Annotated in this window: 18 protein-coding genes and 3 tRNA genes; 17 read left to right on the forward strand and 4 right to left on the reverse strand. The window is 65.6% G+C overall.

Annotated features, from left to right (window positions below; translation table 11 throughout):
- Nucleotides 1–36: 36 nt before the first annotated feature.
- A complete protein-coding gene (locus tag HF684_RS05500) occupies nucleotides 37–1,209 on the reverse strand; it encodes a hypothetical protein (RefSeq protein ID WP_169251694.1) in 1,173 nt (390 codons plus the stop codon).
- Nucleotides 1,210–1,358: 149 nt separating this feature from the next.
- Between HF684_RS05500 and HF684_RS05505 the strand changes: the two genes are divergently transcribed.
- The 10 genes from HF684_RS05505 (at nucleotide 1,359) to HF684_RS05550 (ending at nucleotide 8,757) form a co-directional block, all read left to right on the forward strand.
- Nucleotides 1,359–2,159, forward strand: a complete 801-nt coding sequence (locus tag HF684_RS05505) for a glycerophosphodiester phosphodiesterase family protein (RefSeq protein ID WP_169251695.1) — start codon at nucleotides 1,359–1,361, stop codon at nucleotides 2,157–2,159.
- A 134-nt stretch (nucleotides 2,160–2,293) separates the two neighbouring features.
- A tRNA-Thr gene (locus HF684_RS05510) sits at nucleotides 2,294–2,366 on the forward strand.
- 27 nt (nucleotides 2,367–2,393) lie between these two features.
- Nucleotides 2,394–2,467: transfer RNA gene (locus tag HF684_RS05515), tRNA-Met, on the forward strand.
- A gap of 109 nt (nucleotides 2,468–2,576) precedes the next feature.
- Complete coding sequence (locus HF684_RS05520) at nucleotides 2,577–3,923, forward strand: amidohydrolase family protein (RefSeq protein WP_211168073.1); 1,347 nt, start codon at nucleotides 2,577–2,579, stop codon at nucleotides 3,921–3,923.
- A gap of 54 nt (nucleotides 3,924–3,977) precedes the next feature.
- Nucleotides 3,978–5,168, forward strand: coding sequence for a M20 family metallopeptidase (locus HF684_RS05525; protein ID WP_169251696.1), 1,191 nt, complete (start codon nucleotides 3,978–3,980; stop codon nucleotides 5,166–5,168).
- Between the two features lie 85 nt (nucleotides 5,169–5,253).
- Nucleotides 5,254–6,213 carry a squalene cyclase gene (locus HF684_RS05530; RefSeq protein WP_169251697.1) on the forward strand — a complete coding sequence of 320 codons (960 nt, stop codon included), beginning with the start codon at nucleotides 5,254–5,256 and terminating at the stop codon, nucleotides 6,211–6,213.
- A 92-nt stretch (nucleotides 6,214–6,305) separates the two neighbouring features.
- On the forward strand, nucleotides 6,306–7,253 hold the full coding sequence (locus tag HF684_RS05535) for an intradiol ring-cleavage dioxygenase (protein WP_169251698.1): 948 nt from the start codon (nucleotides 6,306–6,308) through the stop codon (nucleotides 7,251–7,253).
- Between the two features lie 24 nt (nucleotides 7,254–7,277).
- The gene (locus HF684_RS05540) at nucleotides 7,278–7,562 is read left to right on the forward strand and encodes a twin-arginine translocase TatA/TatE family subunit (RefSeq protein ID WP_169251699.1); all 285 of its coding nucleotides are present in this window, start codon (nucleotides 7,278–7,280) and stop codon (nucleotides 7,560–7,562) included.
- Nucleotides 7,559–8,386 (forward strand): twin-arginine translocase subunit TatC, encoded by an 828-nt coding sequence (tatC, locus tag HF684_RS05545; RefSeq protein WP_248279126.1) that lies wholly within the window; start codon nucleotides 7,559–7,561, stop codon nucleotides 8,384–8,386. Before HF684_RS05540 ends, tatC begins: the two co-directional genes overlap by 4 nt.
- Entirely contained in the window at nucleotides 8,374–8,757 is a 384-nt protein-coding gene (locus HF684_RS05550) for a twin-arginine translocase TatA/TatE family subunit (RefSeq protein WP_169251700.1), read from the forward strand. The genes tatC and HF684_RS05550 overlap by 13 nt, the downstream gene beginning before the upstream one ends.
- A gap of 23 nt (nucleotides 8,758–8,780) precedes the next feature.
- Here HF684_RS05550 and HF684_RS05555 read toward each other — a convergent pair whose 3' ends face one another.
- The 3 genes from HF684_RS05555 to HF684_RS05565 form a co-directional block, all read right to left on the reverse strand.
- Entirely contained in the window at nucleotides 8,781–9,377 is a 597-nt protein-coding gene (locus HF684_RS05555) for a hypothetical protein (protein ID WP_169251701.1), read from the reverse strand.
- 333 nt (nucleotides 9,378–9,710) lie between these two features.
- A complete protein-coding gene (locus HF684_RS05560; RefSeq protein WP_248279127.1) occupies nucleotides 9,711–10,967 on the reverse strand; it encodes a serine hydrolase in 1,257 nt (418 codons plus the stop codon).
- Between the two features lie 124 nt (nucleotides 10,968–11,091).
- Nucleotides 11,092–12,831, reverse strand: a complete 1,740-nt coding sequence (locus HF684_RS05565) for a biotin carboxylase (RefSeq protein ID WP_248279128.1) — start codon at nucleotides 12,829–12,831, stop codon at nucleotides 11,092–11,094.
- Between the two features lie 184 nt (nucleotides 12,832–13,015).
- Here HF684_RS05565 and HF684_RS05570 point away from each other — a divergent pair, with 184 nt between their 5' ends.
- From HF684_RS05570 to nusG, 7 genes are all read left to right on the forward strand, one after another.
- On the forward strand, nucleotides 13,016–13,465 hold the full coding sequence (locus HF684_RS05570) for a MaoC family dehydratase N-terminal domain-containing protein (RefSeq protein WP_169251702.1): 450 nt from the start codon (nucleotides 13,016–13,018) through the stop codon (nucleotides 13,463–13,465).
- Nucleotides 13,462–13,905, forward strand: a complete 444-nt coding sequence (locus HF684_RS05575) for a MaoC/PaaZ C-terminal domain-containing protein (protein WP_169251703.1) — start codon at nucleotides 13,462–13,464, stop codon at nucleotides 13,903–13,905. The genes HF684_RS05570 and HF684_RS05575 overlap by 4 nt, the downstream gene beginning before the upstream one ends.
- The gene (locus HF684_RS05580; protein WP_169251704.1) at nucleotides 13,902–15,011 is read left to right on the forward strand and encodes a UDP-N-acetylmuramate dehydrogenase; all 1,110 of its coding nucleotides are present in this window, start codon (nucleotides 13,902–13,904) and stop codon (nucleotides 15,009–15,011) included. Before HF684_RS05575 ends, HF684_RS05580 begins: the two co-directional genes overlap by 4 nt.
- A gap of 10 nt (nucleotides 15,012–15,021) precedes the next feature.
- Entirely contained in the window at nucleotides 15,022–16,671 is a 1,650-nt protein-coding gene (locus HF684_RS05585) for a metallophosphoesterase (protein WP_248279129.1), read from the forward strand.
- 120 nt (nucleotides 16,672–16,791) lie between these two features.
- A tRNA-Trp gene (locus HF684_RS05590) sits at nucleotides 16,792–16,864 on the forward strand.
- Nucleotides 16,865–16,959: 95 nt separating this feature from the next.
- A complete protein-coding gene (secE, locus tag HF684_RS05595) occupies nucleotides 16,960–17,238 on the forward strand; it encodes a preprotein translocase subunit SecE (RefSeq protein ID WP_169251705.1) in 279 nt (92 codons plus the stop codon).
- Between the two features lie 83 nt (nucleotides 17,239–17,321).
- The gene (gene nusG / locus HF684_RS05600; RefSeq protein ID WP_169251706.1) at nucleotides 17,322–18,161 is read left to right on the forward strand and encodes a transcription termination/antitermination protein NusG; all 840 of its coding nucleotides are present in this window, start codon (nucleotides 17,322–17,324) and stop codon (nucleotides 18,159–18,161) included.
- Nucleotides 18,162–18,291: the final 130 nt, after the last annotated feature.

The raw sequence follows: 18,291 nt of genomic DNA on the forward strand, positions 1-18,291 counted from the left end.
TCGTCGGGGCGAGAGCCCTGGCAGTCGGCAGAGTGGTCAGAGCAGGCTGACGAGCACGCTGGCGATGACGACGGAGCCGGCCGACACCGAGGTGAAGCCTCCGACGAGCATGGGCGGAAGCATGACATTGAGCAGCGCTTCCTTCTCATCGTCGTCGCGGGCGATGGACCGGGCGACCTCATTGGTGAGCAGATAGTCGGCCGGGAAGCCGTACATCGCTGTCAGCGCCACCGACATGCCCAGCGGGGCCTTCCAGCGCAGCAGCTTCGTAGCGACGAAGCCGCCGATGACGATGCCGGCACCGCCGACGACGAGGATGGTGATCGTCGGCAGGAACGCGTTGATGACGTCCTGCACGGACGCGGAGACCAGCGGGGCCATGACGATCGCGATGACGCCGGCCATGGCGACGCCGAAGGAGTTCGACCGCTCCATGGCTTTGTCGGGTGAGAGACCGATCGCGGCCGCGGCGATGCCGAGCAGGAGGGCGAGGATCGAGGACGGGATGTGCGTGGGCACGGCCAGCAGCGTTGCGATCGATCCGCCGACGAGGATGAGGAAGAGCATGAACAGCTGATTGTCGACGAGGAAGGACGGCAGGGTCACGAGCTTCTTCTTCTGCGCGGCCTCCTCTTCCTCCTCGTGATGGGCGGCGGCGAGCTCGTGGAGTTCGCCGCTGTCGCGCAGCTTCGTCGCATAGCGGCGGAGCAGGAAGTTCGTCAGCGGCATCGACGGCAGGGATTGGAGCATGAGCACGAGCGCGGGGAGGACGATGATCGCCGAGGCGGCCCCCTGAGCCGTGAGCCCCTCGGTCGTCAGGCTGGTGGCGACGATGCCGCCGGCCAGCGGTCCGGAACCGGCGACGAAGGTGTCGAAGCCGAAGATCGGGGCGACGACTGCGAGGATGAGGAGGACGGCGACGAGCATGCCCGAGACGGCGATGATCACCGAACGCCACTGCTTGGCCATCACCCGCAGCGGGATGAGCGTGCCCATATGGAACAGCAGCGGAGCGACGAGGATCGTGTAGATCTGGACGAGCATCGAATCGTCGACGATCGACTCCGGAACGATGCCGATCTTGGCGAAGACGAAGATGCCGAGCATCGCGACCAGCAGACTGGGGATCCGCGCTTTCGACCAGATCGAGACCAGCTCGCCGAGAGCGATGAAGGCGAGGACGATTGCGGCAGCGAAGATGGCTTCCATGGACGATCCTTACAGTCATTGAGTGAACCAGCTCACAAGATACTACGTCGCGGGCCGCGCTCGGAGGTTTCGGCGAGATTTCCTGATAGCCGGGACTTGACCGTTGCAGCGGGGCGACGGCCATCGAGGGCAGGGCATAGGCTGAAGGCATGAGTTTTCTGCAGTTCCTCCACGAGCGAGGCATCGTTGAACGTCCCGGCGCGGGGCGCCGGCCGCTGGTGATCGCGCATCGAGGGTATTCGGCGGTCGTGCCCGAGAACAGTTTGGCCGCGGTCGATGCCGCGCGAGCCCTCGGCGTCGACTTCATCGAGGTCGATACTTCGACGAGCGCCGACGGGGTTCCCGTGATCCTGCACGATGCGGATCTGGACCGGACCACCAACCGCAAGGGCCCCGTGGCCGGCCTGACCGCCGAGGAGCTGTCGTTCGTCGACGCGGGATCATGGATGGGCCCCGGATTCCACGGAGTGCGGATCCCCACCTTGGCCGCCGTGATGCGCGACATCCAGCACCGAGGCGGCGAACTCCTGCTCGAACTCAAGGGGGAGTGGTCCTCCGGTGCGGTGGCGCGGATCGCCGAACTCGTCGTCGAGACCGGCATCGCCGACCGCATGATCGTCCAATCGTTCAATATCGAAACGCTTGAGACCTGTCGGGATATGCTGCCGATGGTGGCTCGCTTCCTGCTGCGCATGGTTCCCAAGCCCGAGGACATCGAGATCGCTCGGGAACTCGGAGCGGTGGCGATCAATCCTTCGTACAAGGGATTCACGATGCGCAGATCGGTGGTCACCGAGATCATGGACAACGACCTCGGCGTCTTCGTCTGGACCGCTGACGAGATGAACGAGTGGCGGGAGCTCCTCACCGCCGAGGTCGACGGGATCATCACCAATCATCCCGGTCGTCTGCAGGGCTTCCTGGCGGGGCGCTTCGACCCGGTGCAGTAGGGGTCTCCTCCGGCGGTGAGGGTGACTCTGCGCCGTCTGCGGAATGAACCGAGACGGCACCGATCGCGTGTGAGTGACGTCACTTCGCCCCGATTTGCCCTGGCAGCGCGAACCCGTGTAAATTCGTACCTGTTGCCCCGATAGCTCAGTCGGCAGAGCATCTCCATGGTAAGGAGAAGGTCAAGGGTTCGATTCCCTTTCGGGGCTCTCGTGCCGCCTCGAATGCGGCGCTGGGGCGGGGTAGCTCAGCTGGTTAGAGCGCACGACTCATAATCGTGAGGTCGGGGGATCGAGTCCCCCTCCCGCTACCGTTCAACTCCCTCATCGCGACGACGAGTCCGGTGGGGGAGTTTCTGTATTCGGGAATTCCCAGCTCCGATATTGCGCGATTCGCTCCGCCCGTGCCAGTCTTGCCGTGTGAAGCACGCCACCGGCCATGATGACAGCGAGTCAAGCAGGGCGTCTGCCTACCTTCCCACCACGCCTGAAGGCGTCGGCCGACTCATCCTCCGCGGTGCCAGACTCATCGATGGGACCGGGGGCGAGGTCGTCCTCGATTCCGAGATCGAGGTGGACGGAGCCCGCATCGTCTATGCGGGCCCGGCCCGCCGACGTGCCGAACCCACGGACGGTGTTCCGGACGCCACCGTCGTCGATCTGACGGGCAAGACCATTCTGCCGGGGTTCATCGATGCGCACGTCCACTTGGGGCTGGCCGTCGAAGACCAACCCGCCGAGGCGGCGCGATTCGAGTCCGAGCGCGTGTTCCGGATGGGGGTGCGAGCGAATCAGACCCTGATGGCCGGTGTGACGACGGTCCGCGACCTCGGCGGAATCGACCGTGGAGTCAGAGATGCCGTCGAAGCCGATCTCATCCGCGGACCGCGGATGCACATCGCCGTCGTCCCCCTCTCTCCGACCGGCGGTCATACCGATTTCACTCTGCCCAACGGACGTCCGGTCCCGATGGGTCTGCCGATGGACCCGATCATCGACACCGACGACGACGTCAAGCGCATGGTGAGGCTCCTCATCCGCGGCGGTGCCGACGTCATCAAGGTCTGCACGACCGGCGGAGTGTCGAGTCCCACCGACACCCCGGACGACATCGGCGTCCCCGAGGAGCATGTGCGTCTCATCGTCGCCGAGACTGCGAAGCGCTCGCGCCAGCCGGTCGCCGCCCACGCACAAGGCACCGAGGGGATCAAAGCTGCCGTTCGCGGTGGTGCCGCATCGGTCGAACACGGTTATGGGATCGACGATGAGGGCATCGATCTCATGCTCGAACACGGGACGTTCCTCGTTCCCACGCTCTCCAGCGCGCTGCGTGTGCCCGATCCCAGGGATGTTCCCGCCTATCTCTATGAGAAGAAGGTGAAGTGGTCGGCGATCGCACGCGAACGTGTGGCGGCAGCGCTCGACGCCGGTGTGCGGACGGCTCTCGGCACGGACGCAGGAGTGTGCCCGCACGGTCAGAATCTCCGGGAACCGGTCCATGCAGTCGAACTCGGTCTGAGCCCGATGGAGGCCATCGTGGCCGGCACCCGCAATGCCGCCGAACTCCTCCGCCTCGATGCAGACATCGGCACACTCCGATCGGGCAGACTCGCCGACATCATCGTCGTCGACTTCGATCCCATCGCCGATATCACGCCGCTGGCAGACCCGGACAACGTCAAAGCGGTCCTCCAGGGCGGTGCCCTCGTCAAGGACCGTGAGGCGTGGTTCCCCGACCCGCCGGCGAGGGCTCAGATCTCATACTGACCCGTGCCGACTCTCCACCCCTTTCCCGCCCCGACCTCAGAAGGACAGCCCATCGTGACACTCGATTTTTCCAGCGAAGCCCGAGTCCTCGCCGACGACCTGCGCGAGGTGCGTCGCGACCTCCATCGGAACCCCGAAGTCGGCCTCGACCTGCCGGAGACCCAACAGCGAATCCTCGACGCGTTGGACGGCCTGCCGCTCGAGATCACCCTCGGTCGAGAGCTGAGCTCGATCGTCGCAGTTCTCCGTGGAGAGCTGCCTGGGCCCACGGTGCTGCTGCGGGGAGACATGGATGCCCTGCCCGTCGTCGAGGCGACCGGTTTGGAATTCGCCTCGACCAACGGGAACATGCACGCCTGTGGACATGATCTCCATGTGGCCGGTCTCGTCGGGGCAGCCCGTCTTCTCTGTGCCCACCGTGCGAACCTCCGCGGCACCGTGGCCTTCATGTTCCAGCCGGGCGAAGAGGGCCTGGGCGGGGCGAAGATCATGCTCGAAGAAGGGATGTACGACGCCATCGGACACAAGCCCGATGCGGCTTACGCGATCCACGTGGCTCCGGGGGTGCCGGGAACGTTCGTGACCAAACCGGGCACGATCATGGCCGGGGCGAATACGCTGCACGTGACGATGCACGGCAGCGGCGGTCACAGCTCTCGGCCGGAAGACGCCGTCGACCCGGTCCGTCCGGTTCTGGAACTCGGACAGGCGATTCACTCGATGGTCACCGGTTCATTCAGCGTCTTCGATCCCATCGTCGCCCAGGTCACGCAGCTGGAAGCAGGCGAGGCCGTCAACGTCATCCCAGCCTCGGCGAAGCTCGGAGCCTCCGTGCGCACACTCTCCCACGAGACGACGCGAAGGTTCCCCGAACGCGCCACACGGCTCGCGGAATCGATCGCTGCCGCTCACGGGTGTACGGCCGAGGTGGTGTGGACGGAGCAGTACCCCGTCACGGTCAACGACAGCGGCGAAGCCGACTTCGCCATGCGAGCTCTGACCGATCGTTTCGGCGCCGACCGAGTGGTGCAGGTGCCGGACCCGCTCATGGGGTCCGAGGACTTCTCCTTCGTGCTCGAACAGGTGCCCGGCACCTTCGTGTTCTTCTTCGTCACGCCTGAAGGCATCGATCCGGAGACGGCTGCGACGAATCATTCGCCGGAAGTCCAGTTCGATGATGCCCATCTCCCGGACCAGGCCGCAGCGCTGGCAACCCTGGCGTGGGAACGGACACTGCGCAGCTGAGCGGAGTGCGAGCCGGGGGTATGGTCTTCGCACGCTTCGGGGTCTAGTCTCGAAGAGACTGTTCGACCGACGTGGGAGATCGACGATGATCAGCACAGAACTGTCCGACTGGCTGCTCGACTCGGACCCGGCCCTGCGCTGGCAGGTCGAACGCGACCTGCTCGGTGCCGATGACGCGATCTGGCAGTCGACCCGCGCACGAGTGGAACGCGAAGGCTTCGGCGCCGAGCTGCTGTCCCAGCAGGATCCGGACGGGCAATGGGCCGGCGGGGCCTTCTTCCCCTCCGACTTCGCCTTCGATGATGAGGGATCACAGCCATGGACGGCGACCACGTGGGCACTGAAGGATCTGCGCGAGTGGGGGATGGCCGCCTCGGCGCTGGAGGGCACGGCCGAGAAGCTCGAATCCGTACGCTGGGAATACGAGAACCTGCCGTATTGGGACGGCGAAGTCGACGTCTGCATCAACTCGTGGACCCTGTCGAACGGCCTGTGGTTGGGTGCCGATGTCGACGGCCTCGTCGATTGGTTCATCGACCACCAGCTCGAAGACGGAGGGTGGAACTGCGAATGGGTCGAGGGGTCGACGGTCGCGTCCTACCACTCCACACTCAATGCGCTGGTGGCACTCCTCGATTACCAGAGGACCACGGGTGACACAGGACGAGTTGCCGAGGCGCGGGCCAGGGGAGAGGAATACCTGCTGTCGAGGGACCTGTTCCGCAGGCGCAGCACGGGTGAACCCTTCGACGGTCGTGCCCTCGCGCTGTTCCATCCGAGACGGTGGTTCTACGGGATTCTGCCCGCACTCGACTACTTCCGGGAAGCGACGAGCATCGACGGCGCCGAGGCGGACCCGCGCATGACCGAAGCCGTGGAGTCGATCCGCTCCCGCAGGAGTGACGACGGCCGTTGGGACCAGGAACACCGCCTGGCAGGCGAGGTCTGGTTCCACGTCGACGCCCCGGTCGGCGAACCCTCGAGATGGGTGACTCTGCAGGCCCAACGGGTCCTCGACTGGTGGGATGGAACACAGCCGGTCTGAGCTTCCACAGTCGCCGCCCAGGAACGCCACAGTCCCGCGCCAGAGCCGATGTCCACGATGGTGTCATCACATCATCGAAGGAAGGACAGCTCATGGCTCGCGTACCCGAACCGGACCAGACCCCCAACGGACCCGCCTACGAAGGACGGCTCCTCGACCGACCTGAGGAGGAGGTCGTCGACCAGGGCGCCTCGTTCGACATCCGCACTCTCTTCAGCCGACGTGGAGTCCTCGGGCTCGTCGGCGCCGGGGTCGGCACAATGGCCTTGGCCGCCTGCACCTCCGAGGCCTCCGGCTCGACGAGCTCGGCCTCGAGCGGCAGCGGATCGGTCACCGAGATCCCCGACGAGACGGCCGGCCCGTACCCGGCGGACGGAACGAACGGTCCGGACATCCTCGAAGACTCGGGAATCGTGCGCTCGGACATCCGTTCGAACATCGACGGGTCCGACACCGTCGACGGGGTGCCTCTGACCTTCTCCCTCACAGTCACCGATATGGCCGGTGACAATGCCCCGTTCGAGGGTGCCGCCGTCTACGCGTGGCACTGTGATGCTCAGGGTCGCTACTCGATGTATTCCGAGGGTGTCGAGGACGCCACCTGGCTGCGCGGCGTCCAGGTCGCCGATGAGAACGGCGAGGTCACCTTCACCTCGATCTTCCCTGCCTGCTATTCCGGCAGGTGGCCGCACATCCACTTCGAGGTCTACCCGGACGTCGACTCCATCACCGATGCCGAGAATGCCATCGCCACTTCGCAGATGGCCCTGCCCGAAGACGCCTGCAATGCCGTCTACGAACTCGACGCCTATGACGGATCGGTGAAGAACCTCTCGGCTGTCAGCCTCGACGACGACAACGTCTTCGGCGACGACGGAGGCGAGCACCAGATCGCCACGATCAGCGGTGACACCGACTCCGGCTACACCGCCACACTCGACGTCCCCGTCGACACCGACACCGAACCGACCGGCGGCGGTGCCCCGGGAGGCGGAGGCCAGGGAGGAACCCCTCCCGAAGGCGCCCCCGAAAATCCCTGACAACTCAGAGAAAGGCTCATCATCATGCTGCACAATCTCACGGGCTGGCACGCCCTCGTCATCCTGGCCATCATCATCCTCGTCTTCGGCGCGGCCAAGCTGCCCGCGCTCGCCAAGAGCCTCGGACAGTCCGTGCGCATCCTCAAGGACGAATCGGCCAACACCCGGTCGGGTGAGGCGGCGGCTGCGCCGCGATACGAAGCGGTGACCGACCCGATCGTCACCGATCCCACCCCTGCGCCCGCCTCGGCGAGGGACGACTCCACCGCCGAGGCCGGCCCAGCCGATCAGACGCGGCCGCGATCATGAGCACCGCCGCCGCGGCGAAGATGCCGTTGTCCGCGCACCTGCGGGAGGCGCGGACACGGGCGGTGCGCGCGGCGGTGGCACTGCTCGTCGGCACGGTCGTCGGCTATTTCACGTCGGACTTCGTCATGGACGTCCTCCGCGCTCCGATCACCGACCTCGCCGCATCTCGCAGCGCTTCGCTCAACTACGACAGCGTCACCGGGGCCTTCGACCTGCAGCTGCGCATCGCCGTGTACTCCGGAATCATCCTCTCCAGCCCGGTGTGGCTGGGGGAGATCTTCGGATTCCTCACCCCGGGGCTGACCGCGAAGGAGAAGAAGTACACGTTCGGCTTCCTCGGCGCCGCACTTCCTCTCTTCGTCGTCGGCTGCCTCACCGGCCTCTACGTCTTCCCGCGGATGGTCGAGGTGCTCACCTCATTCGCCTCGAGCGAGGACAGCACCATCCTTCAGGCGTCCTACTACTTCGACTTCGTCTTCAAGATCGTCATCGCCACCGGCATCGCCTTCGTCCTTCCGGTCTTCCTCGTCGTCCTCAACTTCATCGGACTGCTCCCTGCCCGTTCGATCGCGAAGGCCTGGCGGGTCAGCATCGTCGGAATCGTCGTCTTCGCCGCCCTGGTCACCCCCGCCGCCGATGTGCTGTCCATGTTCTTCGTCGCCGCCCCGATGGTCCTGCTCTTCCTCGCAGCGCTCGCCATCGCATGGCTCCACGACCGGACCCGCGGGTACCGCTCGAACCTCGAGGCACCGACTGCAGATGAGCTGGAGACCGGACGAGCGCAGACCGCGCCCACGGAAAGGAGCCGGACATGTTCGGCCTGAGCTTCGAGAAGATCGTCCTCGTCGGCATCATCGCCGCGATCATCCTCGGCCCGAGCCGGCTGCCCCACTACGCTGAGAAACTCGGCGAAATGGTTCGCCTGCTCCGTGCCCAGGCCGAGGCCGCGCGGAAACGAGCCGCCGAATCCGTGGGCGCTGAAGACTGGCAGGCGCTCGATCCGAGACAATACGATCCGCGGCGGATCATCCGCGACGCCCTCGACGCACCGAATCCGGAGCCCGCCGAGGCGGCCGGCAGCTATGTCATCACCGGTTCGTCCGGACATCCGCGGAGACGCTTCATCGCCCGTACGGACGACAGCCGCACGGGCGACGAAGTAAGCGCTGACGAGAACTCGGCGACCGGGCGGTGAGGGGAGCGGGGGCGCCTCGGCGATCAGTCCTTGAAGTCGAAGTCGTCCTTGTCGATGCCGGGGAACATGAGCTCGTACTTGACCATCTGGTCCTTGTGATCGACGATCTTGACGGTGCCGAAATACTTCTTCCGACCCTTGTAGGCGTCTTTGTCTTTGACGGTGACCTGGCACGATTTGAAGCCGTACCACTCGCGGAGGTCCATATCCGAGTCGCACTTGGCTTCTTTGACCGTCAATTCGAGCTTGTTCTCGAACAGGTCGATGAGGTCGGCTTCGATGGATGCGGCGGGCACGACACCGTTGCCCTTCTTGTCGATCTTCATGCCGTCGTCGCTGGCCCAGTTCGTCGTCTTCGCGGCATCGGCGAACGGATCGGTCGACTTCGTGTCGGTGGGTTCCGCCTCGGCGGGTTCGGATTCGGACGCTTCGGCCGCTTCCGATTCGACGGCGCCGCCGCCGAATCCTCCCTCGTCGGTCTGCGCCGCTTCGGATTTCTGGTCCTCTGCGGGTTCGTCCCCTCCGGAACCCCCACATGCGGTCAGGGACAGGGCGAGAGCGGCTCCAGCGGCCGCTGTCAGCAGGCGGGGCATCCAGGTGGTCCGGCGAGTCGGGGTCATCGTGTTTCTCCTTCGCGCTTCGGCGATCACAAGCGTTGTCGATACACCACGATTCTGCCACGGTCGGTTGTCGAGAACCCCCGGTTCGGTGTGCGGATCCGGCGACACCTGTAGCGATTCGGGCACATTCGCACCGGGGGACGACCCCGACTCTGGCAGCGACGTGAGCATCCCTCACGATTCCCCGCACACACACCTGCTGCAACGGGAGGTTATGCGAGGAACGAGCCGCGATGATCGAGCACCTGTAGGAGATGACGCCGCCGGTGCGAAGCGAGTGCAACGGTGCAGGTCGCGGGTGACGGTGCGTGACGGCGGCCCGCCGGCTCCCGGCTACTCAGCGGTGGGGGAGTTGACGGCCCTCGCGAGAGCCTCGAACGCGCGGATCGTCGGGAACATCTTCGTCGCATCCTGCGGCAGCCCCCAGCTCGAGAGCTTGACGCCGAGGACGTTGGCGCCCGGATTCATGTAGATCATCTGCCCGTGGATGCCCAGCGCCAGGAAGGCATGGGAGTCGGGGAACGGGAACCAGAACTGGTTGTGATACGCCCCGCCCGGCATCCGATTGTCTCCGGGCCCATCGGCGAACGCCTGACGCACATCCTCGGAAGTGGTCAGCGTATCGCCGATCCACGTCGTCGGAGCCACCTGCTGTCCGGTCAGCGACTGGCCGCGGTTGATGTAGACGTAGCCGAATCGGGCGAGATCACGCAGACTCGTGTTGATGCCGCCGTCGAACATCCCCACCCCGTACTGGTCGGTGGCGATGATCGCGTCATGTTCGGCGCCGATCCGCGACCACAGCACCCGTGACATCAGGGACTGCATGCGTTCGCCGGCGATCTTCTCGCACACCCATCCGAGCACATCGGTCTCGCACGACCGGTACTCGAAGACTCCGCCGTGCTCGGACTTCGCCTCCAGCGTGGTGAGGAACTCGTACATGCCGATGCCGGGGTTCTTCCGCTTCGCTTCGGCCCAGCCGATCTGCTCCTCGACCTGTCTGACCTCGGATTTCGGGTCGAGGTAGTTCTCGGAGAAGCGGATGCCCGAACGCATGTCGAGGACATGGCGAACGGTCGCGCCGGCATAGCCGGACTCGGCGAGTTCGGGCACATAGTCGGTGACGAGGCGGTTCGGGTCGAGGTCACCGGAACCGGCGAGGACACCTGCGACGGTGCCGACGAGCGACTTCGACACCGACATGAGCAGATGCTCGGTCGACGGGGTCATGTCCCCGAAGTACTCCTCGGTGAGCACGGTCCCGTTGTGCATGAGCATCCAGGCATCGGTATCGGTGGATTCGATGACGCTGCGGACACTGCGCGCCTCCGAATACTCGGTTGCGGGAACTTCGACCTCGCCGAGGTCCCGCGGGGCCGCGGGCAGTTCCGCCACCGGTCCGGCGCCCCGGGAGATCGGCGTCGTGGGAAGCACCCGAGCGACGTTCTGGAAGGACCAGCGGACGTTGTCGGGATCCTGCCAGTTGTCCCGGTCGATTCCGGCCGCCGGGTCGGCGGGTGCCGATGGGGTCACGGTCTGGTCCGCCGGGGGAGTGGCCGCGGTCTGCTCCGGTGACGGTTCGATCACTCTGCACCTCTGATTCTCGCCTCGGTTCGTGCGCGGAATGTGTCCGCGGACGGCAGCTGGGAGCCGCCTCGGTTCGTGTTGAGGTTACCACCGAGGCGGCTCTGTCCACCGTGGATGTGTGGGCTCAGTCGCCCTTGGCTCCCGGCCCGCCGAGGGCCGGCGACGGATCGTCGGCGACGACCGGGACTCCGGCATACATCGCGCGGATCGAGTCGATGAAGTGCTTGGCCCGGATGCTCAGCGCATCGGGTCCGCCGACATTCGTCTGCAGGGGATTCTTCGTCACCAGGACTCCGAGGTCCGCACCTTTCCAGCGGTAGTCTCCGGCCCCGAAGATGCGCAGGAAGAACACCTCGCTGCCGTTCTGCAGCGGGTGCCAGTCGAGCGCGGCACGTTTGTACGTCAGCGTCCCGTACTGGTCGAGATAGTACTGACCCGTCAGCGGGGAATGCGTGATGTACTCGGTGATCGGAGCCGTCTCCTTGATGATCATCTGGCTCCACTCATCGGCTCCGGAGAGCTCCTCCCAGCGCTCATTGATCTCGGTGACGTCGAGGTCGAACTCGACATCGAGGTATTCGAGCAGATGGAACAGGAACAGCGGCACATCGGCATAGGCGCCTGCCGTGACGTTCGTGATCGCCGAGGCCCCGGAGATGCGCGGATTGAGCTCACCCAGGTAGCAGTCGTCGTTGTCGAGATCGACGAGGACATCGACTTCGAAGAACCCGCGGTAGCCGCGTTTGCGCAGACCTTCGCCCATCTTGCGCACGAGCTCACGGGTCTGCGCCCGCTGCTCTGCGTTGAGGACATCGGGCTTCATCTCGTTGCCGCACCAGCCGCCTTTGTACGGGGTGAGTTCGGCGAAGCCCGCCAGCTCGGTCAGGTACGGGCCGACGACGACACCGCTGGAGGTGATGACCGCCTCGACGGCGACCGGAGTGTTGTTGATCCGCTTCATCACCTTCAGCTGCTCGCCGATGATGTCGTCCTTGTGCGTCTCCCAACCGGAGGCATCGGAGATGAAGAACGTCGTCTTCCCGGAATCGCCGTAGGGGGTCTGCACGACGAGATCCGTGCCCAGCCCCGCCTCGGCGGCCCGCTCATTGAGCTCGTCATAGGTGTCAGCGGTGGTCAGCACGTTCGGCACGGAGAACGCACCGGCCTCATTGCCGAGCTTCGTCGTCTCGATCTTCGAATCGAGCTGATTGCGCAGAGCGGCCGACGGCAGGATGAGATCGTAGCCGAGCTCTCGGCAGATCCGCTCCGTCTCCTCGTCGAAGAAGACCATCGCGACCTTCACCCGCTCACCATGGGGGATGTTGCGCGTCATATGAGCACGCACCTCGGCGTTGAGCAGCAGCCAGTTGTTGATCGCCTCACCCGATTCGAACTCGACATAGGGCTTGTAACGCGGGGAGAACACGCGCGGATGCCCGCCGTCCCAGCCGTCGTAGTAGGTGATGTACGAGAAATTGCGCACCCACCGGTCGAGACCGAGCAGGTTGAACGGAGTGGCTCCGACGAAGAAGATCGGGGTCTGATTCGTGCGGAAGAAGTGCCGGACCTCGGAGACGTTGCGCAGCGGTCGACGCAGCTGGACCCTGTCGGCTTCCTTGCCGGCGTAAGCGGCGTCGGTGGCCACGGCCACCTCGACCTGCGGTGGGGCGTCATCGGCAGCGGCCGGTCCCGAAGCGGCTGTCGCAGCTGCCGGCGCAGCGGTTGCCGGCGCACCGGCGGCGGGGGCGTCGGGACCCGGAGCCTGCGGTGAGGGGACCGCGACAGCGTCTTTGACTCGCACACCGGGTTGCGGTGTCTGCGCCTCGGGGCTCGTCAGGTCTGCGCTGGGGGATTCGTTCGTCATCGCACTACTCCTTACCAAATGTGATGTGGACAACATATACCAGTTTCGAAGCCATGAGCCCGATGGTGCAGGAATTGTGTGAACCGGATACGAACGCGCGATCAATTCTTCGCCGGTGAACCTCATCCGGAGGCCGTGCTTTAGGCTGGTGTCGATACCGACCCCAGCAGAAGAGAGAGCGCATATGCCGGTGAATACGGAGAAGCAGGGGGCCACGTTCTCCCTGCCGCAGCCCTACGAGGTCTCCAGGGAGGCGATCGCGGAGTTCGCGCTCGCCACCGGAGCGAAGGCCGACTACCATTTCGACACCGAAGCGGCGACCGCACTGGGTTACCGCGATGTCGTCGCCCCGACCACCTTCGCCGTGATCATCGCGCAGAAATCGGAAGCCGCCTACATCTCCGACCCCGATTCGGGTATCGACTTCTCGAAGGTCGTCCACGGCTCCGAGCAGTTCTCCTTCACCCGTCCCATCGTCGCCGGCGACGTCCTGGCGGCCGTCACCCATGTCGACGGAGTCCGGGCCGCGGGCAGCAACGCCATGATCACCACCCGCACCGAGATCACCGATGTCGCGGAGCAGCCCGTCGTCACCGTGACCTCGACCATCGTCGTGAGAGGAGACGGAGAATGAGCCCCATCGACTTCTCCACGCTGACCATCGGAGACACCGTCGTGGAATCCGAGATCCCGCTCTCCCGTGCCTCCCTGGTCGACTATGCCGCGGCCTCGGGCGATCACAACCCGATCCACTGGAACGAACGCTTTGCCCGCGAGGTCGGTCTCGACGATGTCATCGCCCACGGAATGCTCTCGATGGCGGCGGTCATCGCCCCGGTGGCCGAATGGCTCGGCGACCCCGGTGCGATCGTCGACTACCGGACCCGCTTCTCCGCGCCCGTCGTCGTCCCCGACGCCGATTCCGGATCACCGGCGAGCCCCACGACGTCGCTGAAGCTCACCGCCACGGTCGGGGCCGTCGACCCCGCCGTCGGCACCGCCCGCATCGACATCACCGTGAAGTCCGGTGGTGCCGATGTCCTCAGCCGCACCCAGGTTCGGATCTCGGCGTGACCGAATCCCACCCGCAGGTACTCTCCGGCTTCACCACCTTCCGCCTCGGCGGGCCGGCCCCGCAGGTCACTGTCGCGAACACCCGAGACGAACTGCTCGACTTCTGTACCGCCCACCCGCTCGGCCTCAGCGGTGAGGAGAAGGTGCAAGTCCTCTTCATCGGCGGCGGATCGAATCTCCTCATCGCCGATGCCGGGTTCGACGGTGCGGTCTGCGTGGTCCGGACCACCGGAGTGGAGACGACCGAGACCTCGCCGACCGACACCCGGGTCACCGCCGAGGCAGGGGAGGACTGGGATGCCTTCGTCGCCCACACTCTCGGCCTGGGGCTGTCCGGACTCGAAGCACTGTCCGGGATCCCCGGATCGGTCGGCGCGACTCCGATCCAGAACGTCGGTGCCTACGGCACGGAGGTCGGCGAGCTCATCTCCTCCGTCGAGGTCTTCGACCGAGTCGCCGGTCAGATCCGCCACCTCACCGCCGGCGAACTCGAATTCGGCTACCGCACCTCGGCGCTCAAACGCGCCCAGATCGCGGCCGGGACGCCGCAGTTCGTCGTGCTCTCGGTGACCTTCGACCTCCAGCGCAGCGACGAGTCGCTGCCGGTGCGCTACGCTCAGCTCGCATCGACACTCGACGTCGAGATCGGCACCCGCGTCCCGGCCGCCCACGTGCGCGAGAACGTCATCGAGCTGCGCCGGTCGAAGGGCATGGTCCTCGACACGGACGACCATGATTCATGGTCTGCCGGGTCGTTCTTCACCAACCCCATCGTCGACAACCCCGAGATCCTGCCGGCCGAGGCTCCTCGCTACCCGGTGACCGACCCGCTCAGCGGGGCGAAGATCGAGGGGAAGACGAAGACCTCGGCGGCCTGGCTGATCGAGCACGCCGGCTTCTCCAAGGGCTACAGCCTCGGTGAAGGGCGGGCGACGCTGTCGACCAAGCACACCTTGGCTCTGACGAACCGGGGACACGCGAGCACGGCCGATGTGATCGATCTCGCGGCGACGATCGTCGCCGGCGTCGAGGACGCGTTCGGCATCACCCTCGAACCCGAACCGACCTTCATCGGCTGCTCCATCGACGACGGGCAGCGTCCTTAGACTGGTGGTCGTGTCATCACGTCGGAGAATCACCGCACTCGTCATCACCCTCGCGGCAGTCGCACTCGTGACTCTGCCCTGGGCGCTGTTCACCTCTCGAGCCGATCTCACCTTCGGCCCGCATGAGGCGCAGTACCGGGTCACCGCTGACTCCCGGCTCACCGTCGACTTCGGCCCCCTGGGCAGACTGCTCGTGCCCGCCGAGGATGTCATCCCCCTCGGTCTGGGACTCCATGTCGACGTCGGGGAGATCCCCGTGTCCGGCGACTCGGACGACGAAGAGCGGCCGGCAGCCGACCCCGAAGCGGTAGCCGACCCCGGCGGGGGAACCGTCGACGCCCTCGGCGGTGACATCGCCTCCTATGCTTCGCTGTTCTCGGCCCCGCAGGCGCAGATCGACCAGGTCATCGGCGGTCTCAGCCAGGAGATCCTCACCCGATGGGCTCTGGCCGTCTGCCTCATCACCGGCGGACTCGTCGGCCTTGCCCTCTTCCTCGGACCCGCCCGAGCCGATATCGTCATCCGCGCCTTCGCCGGCAAGGAACTCCTCGGCATCGGCCTGGTGCTCGTGCTCGTCCTCACCGGGCTGGGGATCGCCGTGCTCAACCGTCCGAAGCCGATCGTCGCCGATCCGGCATTCGCGGACACGCCACTGGCCGGATCCCAGGTCACCGGCCGCCTCGGCGGGATCATCGACACGGCGTTCGGCGCGGTGCAGGACTTCGCCGAGGACAACGACGCCTTCTACGACGACGTTCTCGAGGCGCTGCGGGCGCAATGGAACTCCCGTCCGATCACCGGCAACTGGTCCGATCGGGGGCTCGTCCCGCCCGCCGGAGTCGGCGCACCCGCCGCCGACAGCGGCGATGGCGAAGGCCGAAAGGGCGTGTCCACGTTCGTCTACGGATCCGATATCCACTGCAACATCGGAATGGCGCGCGTCGTCGGTGCGGTCGCGGGAATGAGCAGGGCCGATGCCTATATCGACGGCGGGGACATCTCCATGACCGGCACATCGGCAGAGAACTACTGCCTCGACGTCCTCGACGACGAACTGCCGGAGAAGCTGCCGCGCATGATCGTCAAGGGCAACCACGATTCCATGGAAACGACCGAGCACGCGAAGACCCGCGGCTGGGCGGTGCTCGAGGACTCCGCGGCGGAGCTGGCCGGGGTGACCTTCTTCGGCGCCGCCGACCCGCGTCGCACCGTCTTCGGGTCCGGTCCGCAGCTGGAGACGGACCTCACCGCCGACCAGTATGCGCAGCGACTGCGCGACGGAGCCTGCGCGGCCGATTTCGACATCATGCTCATCCACGACCCCGCCGTCGGCGCACCGAGTCTGCGCTCGGGCTGCGCCGACTACGCTCTGAGCGGACACTGGCACCGACGGGTCGGACCGGAGAACTTCGGTTCGGGCACTCGCTACGTCAGCTCGACGACCGGGGGCGCCCTGGCGAATGCACTGACACCGGGACCGCTGAAGATGAACGCGGAACTGAGCATCATCCGCGTCGACAACGAGACGAAGCGCCCCATCGACGTGCAGATCATCACCGTCACACCGGACAAACAGGTGCAGATCGAGCCGTGGATGCGCTTCCCCGAACCCAGACCCCTCGTGGGTCAGCCGCCGGTCGACGAACCGGTCGGTGAGTGAGCATCGACACGTTCGAGACATTGCGTCGACCCTCGGTTCGACGAACGACGGTCGGGCACGGTATGCTCGTTTCTCGTGGTCGGACACCACAGGGATCGACTCGATCTCTGGGCCGATCAGAGGGGTGTGGCGCAATTGGTAGCGCAACGGTCTCCAAAACCGTAGGTTGCAGGTTCGAGTCCTGTCACCCCTGCGCAGTTGACTCTGCCGAAGTCTCATCGGCCAGGCGCCGTCCTCGACCGGCACGAACAATTGTGAAGCCAAACGAAACCGACCGAGTGGGGATGTGTGAGCGACACACCGGCAAAGAAGACTGGCAGCGCACCCAACAGTGCCTCCGGTCCCAAGAAGCTCGGATTCTTCGGACGAATCCTGCAGTTCTTCCGCGAAGTTGTGGCAGAGCTCAAGAAGGTCGTCACTCCGACCCGGAAGCAGCTGCTCAACTACACGCTCGTCGTGCTGGGCTTCATCCTGTTCATGATGCTTCTCGTCACGGGCCTCGACCTGGTCTTCGGCAAACTCGTCGGATGGGTGTTCGGCGGAACTCCGCTGTGGCCCCTGTGGTGACACGGCCTCAGCCGTGACCCACCCCTAAGCTCAAACTTCACCCCCAATCGGGAATCACAAAACGCGAAGCGAGGAATTGATCGGTGTCGGATACCAACTCACCTGAGCAGGAGACCCCTGAGACCCAGGACGTCACTCCCGAGGAGTCGGGTGCCGCTGTGGTGCCCGAAACCGAAGAGACGGCCCACGACGCCGAGGCACTCGCCGCCGAGACCGCAGACGCGACGGACTCGGATGACGCTGAGTCCGCTGACGTTGCCGACTCGGCCGACGGCGAGCAGGATGCTGCCGCCGCCGACGAGGTCGATCCGGCCGAGGAATTCAAGGCCGAGCTGCGCATGCAGGAAGGTGACTGGTACGTCATCCACTCCTATGCAGGCTACGAGAACCGCGTGAAGCAGAACCTCGAGAACCGCGCAGTCAGCCTCAACCTCGAAGAGTTCATATTCGAGTCGCAGGTGCCGATGGAAGACGTCGTCGAGATCAAGAACGGACAGCGCAAGCAGGTTCGCCGGGTGCGGATCCCCGGCTATGTGCTCGTCCGCATGGAACTGACCGACGAGTCGTGGGGCGCCGTCCGCCACACTCCGGGTGTCACCGGATTCGTCGGCAACGCCTACGACCCCACCCCGCTGTCGATCGACGAGGTCTTCTCGATGCTCGCCCCGATCTTCGAAGAGCGCCAGGCCGAAGCCGCCGCTGCCGAGGGCCCGGCCGCCGAAGCCGCTGCCAAGTCCGCACCCGTCACCGAGGTGGAGTTCGAGGTCGGCGAGTCGGTGCTCGTCAAGGAGGGCTCCTTCGAGGGGCACCCCGCCACGATCCAGGAGATCCGTCCGGAGTCGCAGAAGCTCACCGTGCTGCTGTCGATCTTCGAACGCGATGTTCCCGTCGAACTCGGTTTCGACCAGGTCTCGAAGCTCTGACGACCGCACACGTGGACTGATCGCCTCGGCGCGATCCCGACCGAAGGGGCCCGGAAGTATCCGGGCCCCTTCGCCGTTCCCCGGTGGGGCCGCCTCGGCGAGAATTCGATTCGGTGATGCCCCTCACGAG

Origin of the sequence: Brevibacterium sp. 'Marine' (assembly GCF_012844365.1) — a bacterium.
Classification (GTDB): Bacteria; Actinomycetota; Actinomycetes; order Actinomycetales; family Brevibacteriaceae; genus Brevibacterium.

Coding starts and splice junctions, on each gene's coding strand:
- HF684_RS05500 (WP_169251694.1), bottom strand. CDS start 1,209: ATGGAAGCCATCTTCGCTGCCGCAATCGTCCTCGCCTTCATCGCTCTC.
- HF684_RS05505 (WP_169251695.1), top strand. CDS start 1,359: ATGAGTTTTCTGCAGTTCCTCCACGAGCGAGGCATCGTTGAACGTCCC.
- HF684_RS05530 (WP_169251697.1), top strand. CDS start 5,254: ATGATCAGCACAGAACTGTCCGACTGGCTGCTCGACTCGGACCCGGCC.
- HF684_RS05535 (WP_169251698.1), top strand. CDS start 6,306: ATGGCTCGCGTACCCGAACCGGACCAGACCCCCAACGGACCCGCCTAC.
- HF684_RS05540 (WP_169251699.1), top strand. CDS start 7,278: ATGCTGCACAATCTCACGGGCTGGCACGCCCTCGTCATCCTGGCCATC.
- tatC (WP_248279126.1), top strand. CDS start 7,559: ATGAGCACCGCCGCCGCGGCGAAGATGCCGTTGTCCGCGCACCTGCGG.
- HF684_RS05550 (WP_169251700.1), top strand. CDS start 8,374: ATGTTCGGCCTGAGCTTCGAGAAGATCGTCCTCGTCGGCATCATCGCC.
- HF684_RS05555 (WP_169251701.1), bottom strand. CDS start 9,377: ATGACCCCGACTCGCCGGACCACCTGGATGCCCCGCCTGCTGACAGCG.
- HF684_RS05565 (WP_248279128.1), bottom strand. CDS start 12,831: ATGACGAACGAATCCCCCAGCGCAGACCTGACGAGCCCCGAGGCGCAG.
- HF684_RS05570 (WP_169251702.1), top strand. CDS start 13,016: ATGCCGGTGAATACGGAGAAGCAGGGGGCCACGTTCTCCCTGCCGCAG.
- HF684_RS05575 (WP_169251703.1), top strand. CDS start 13,462: ATGAGCCCCATCGACTTCTCCACGCTGACCATCGGAGACACCGTCGTG.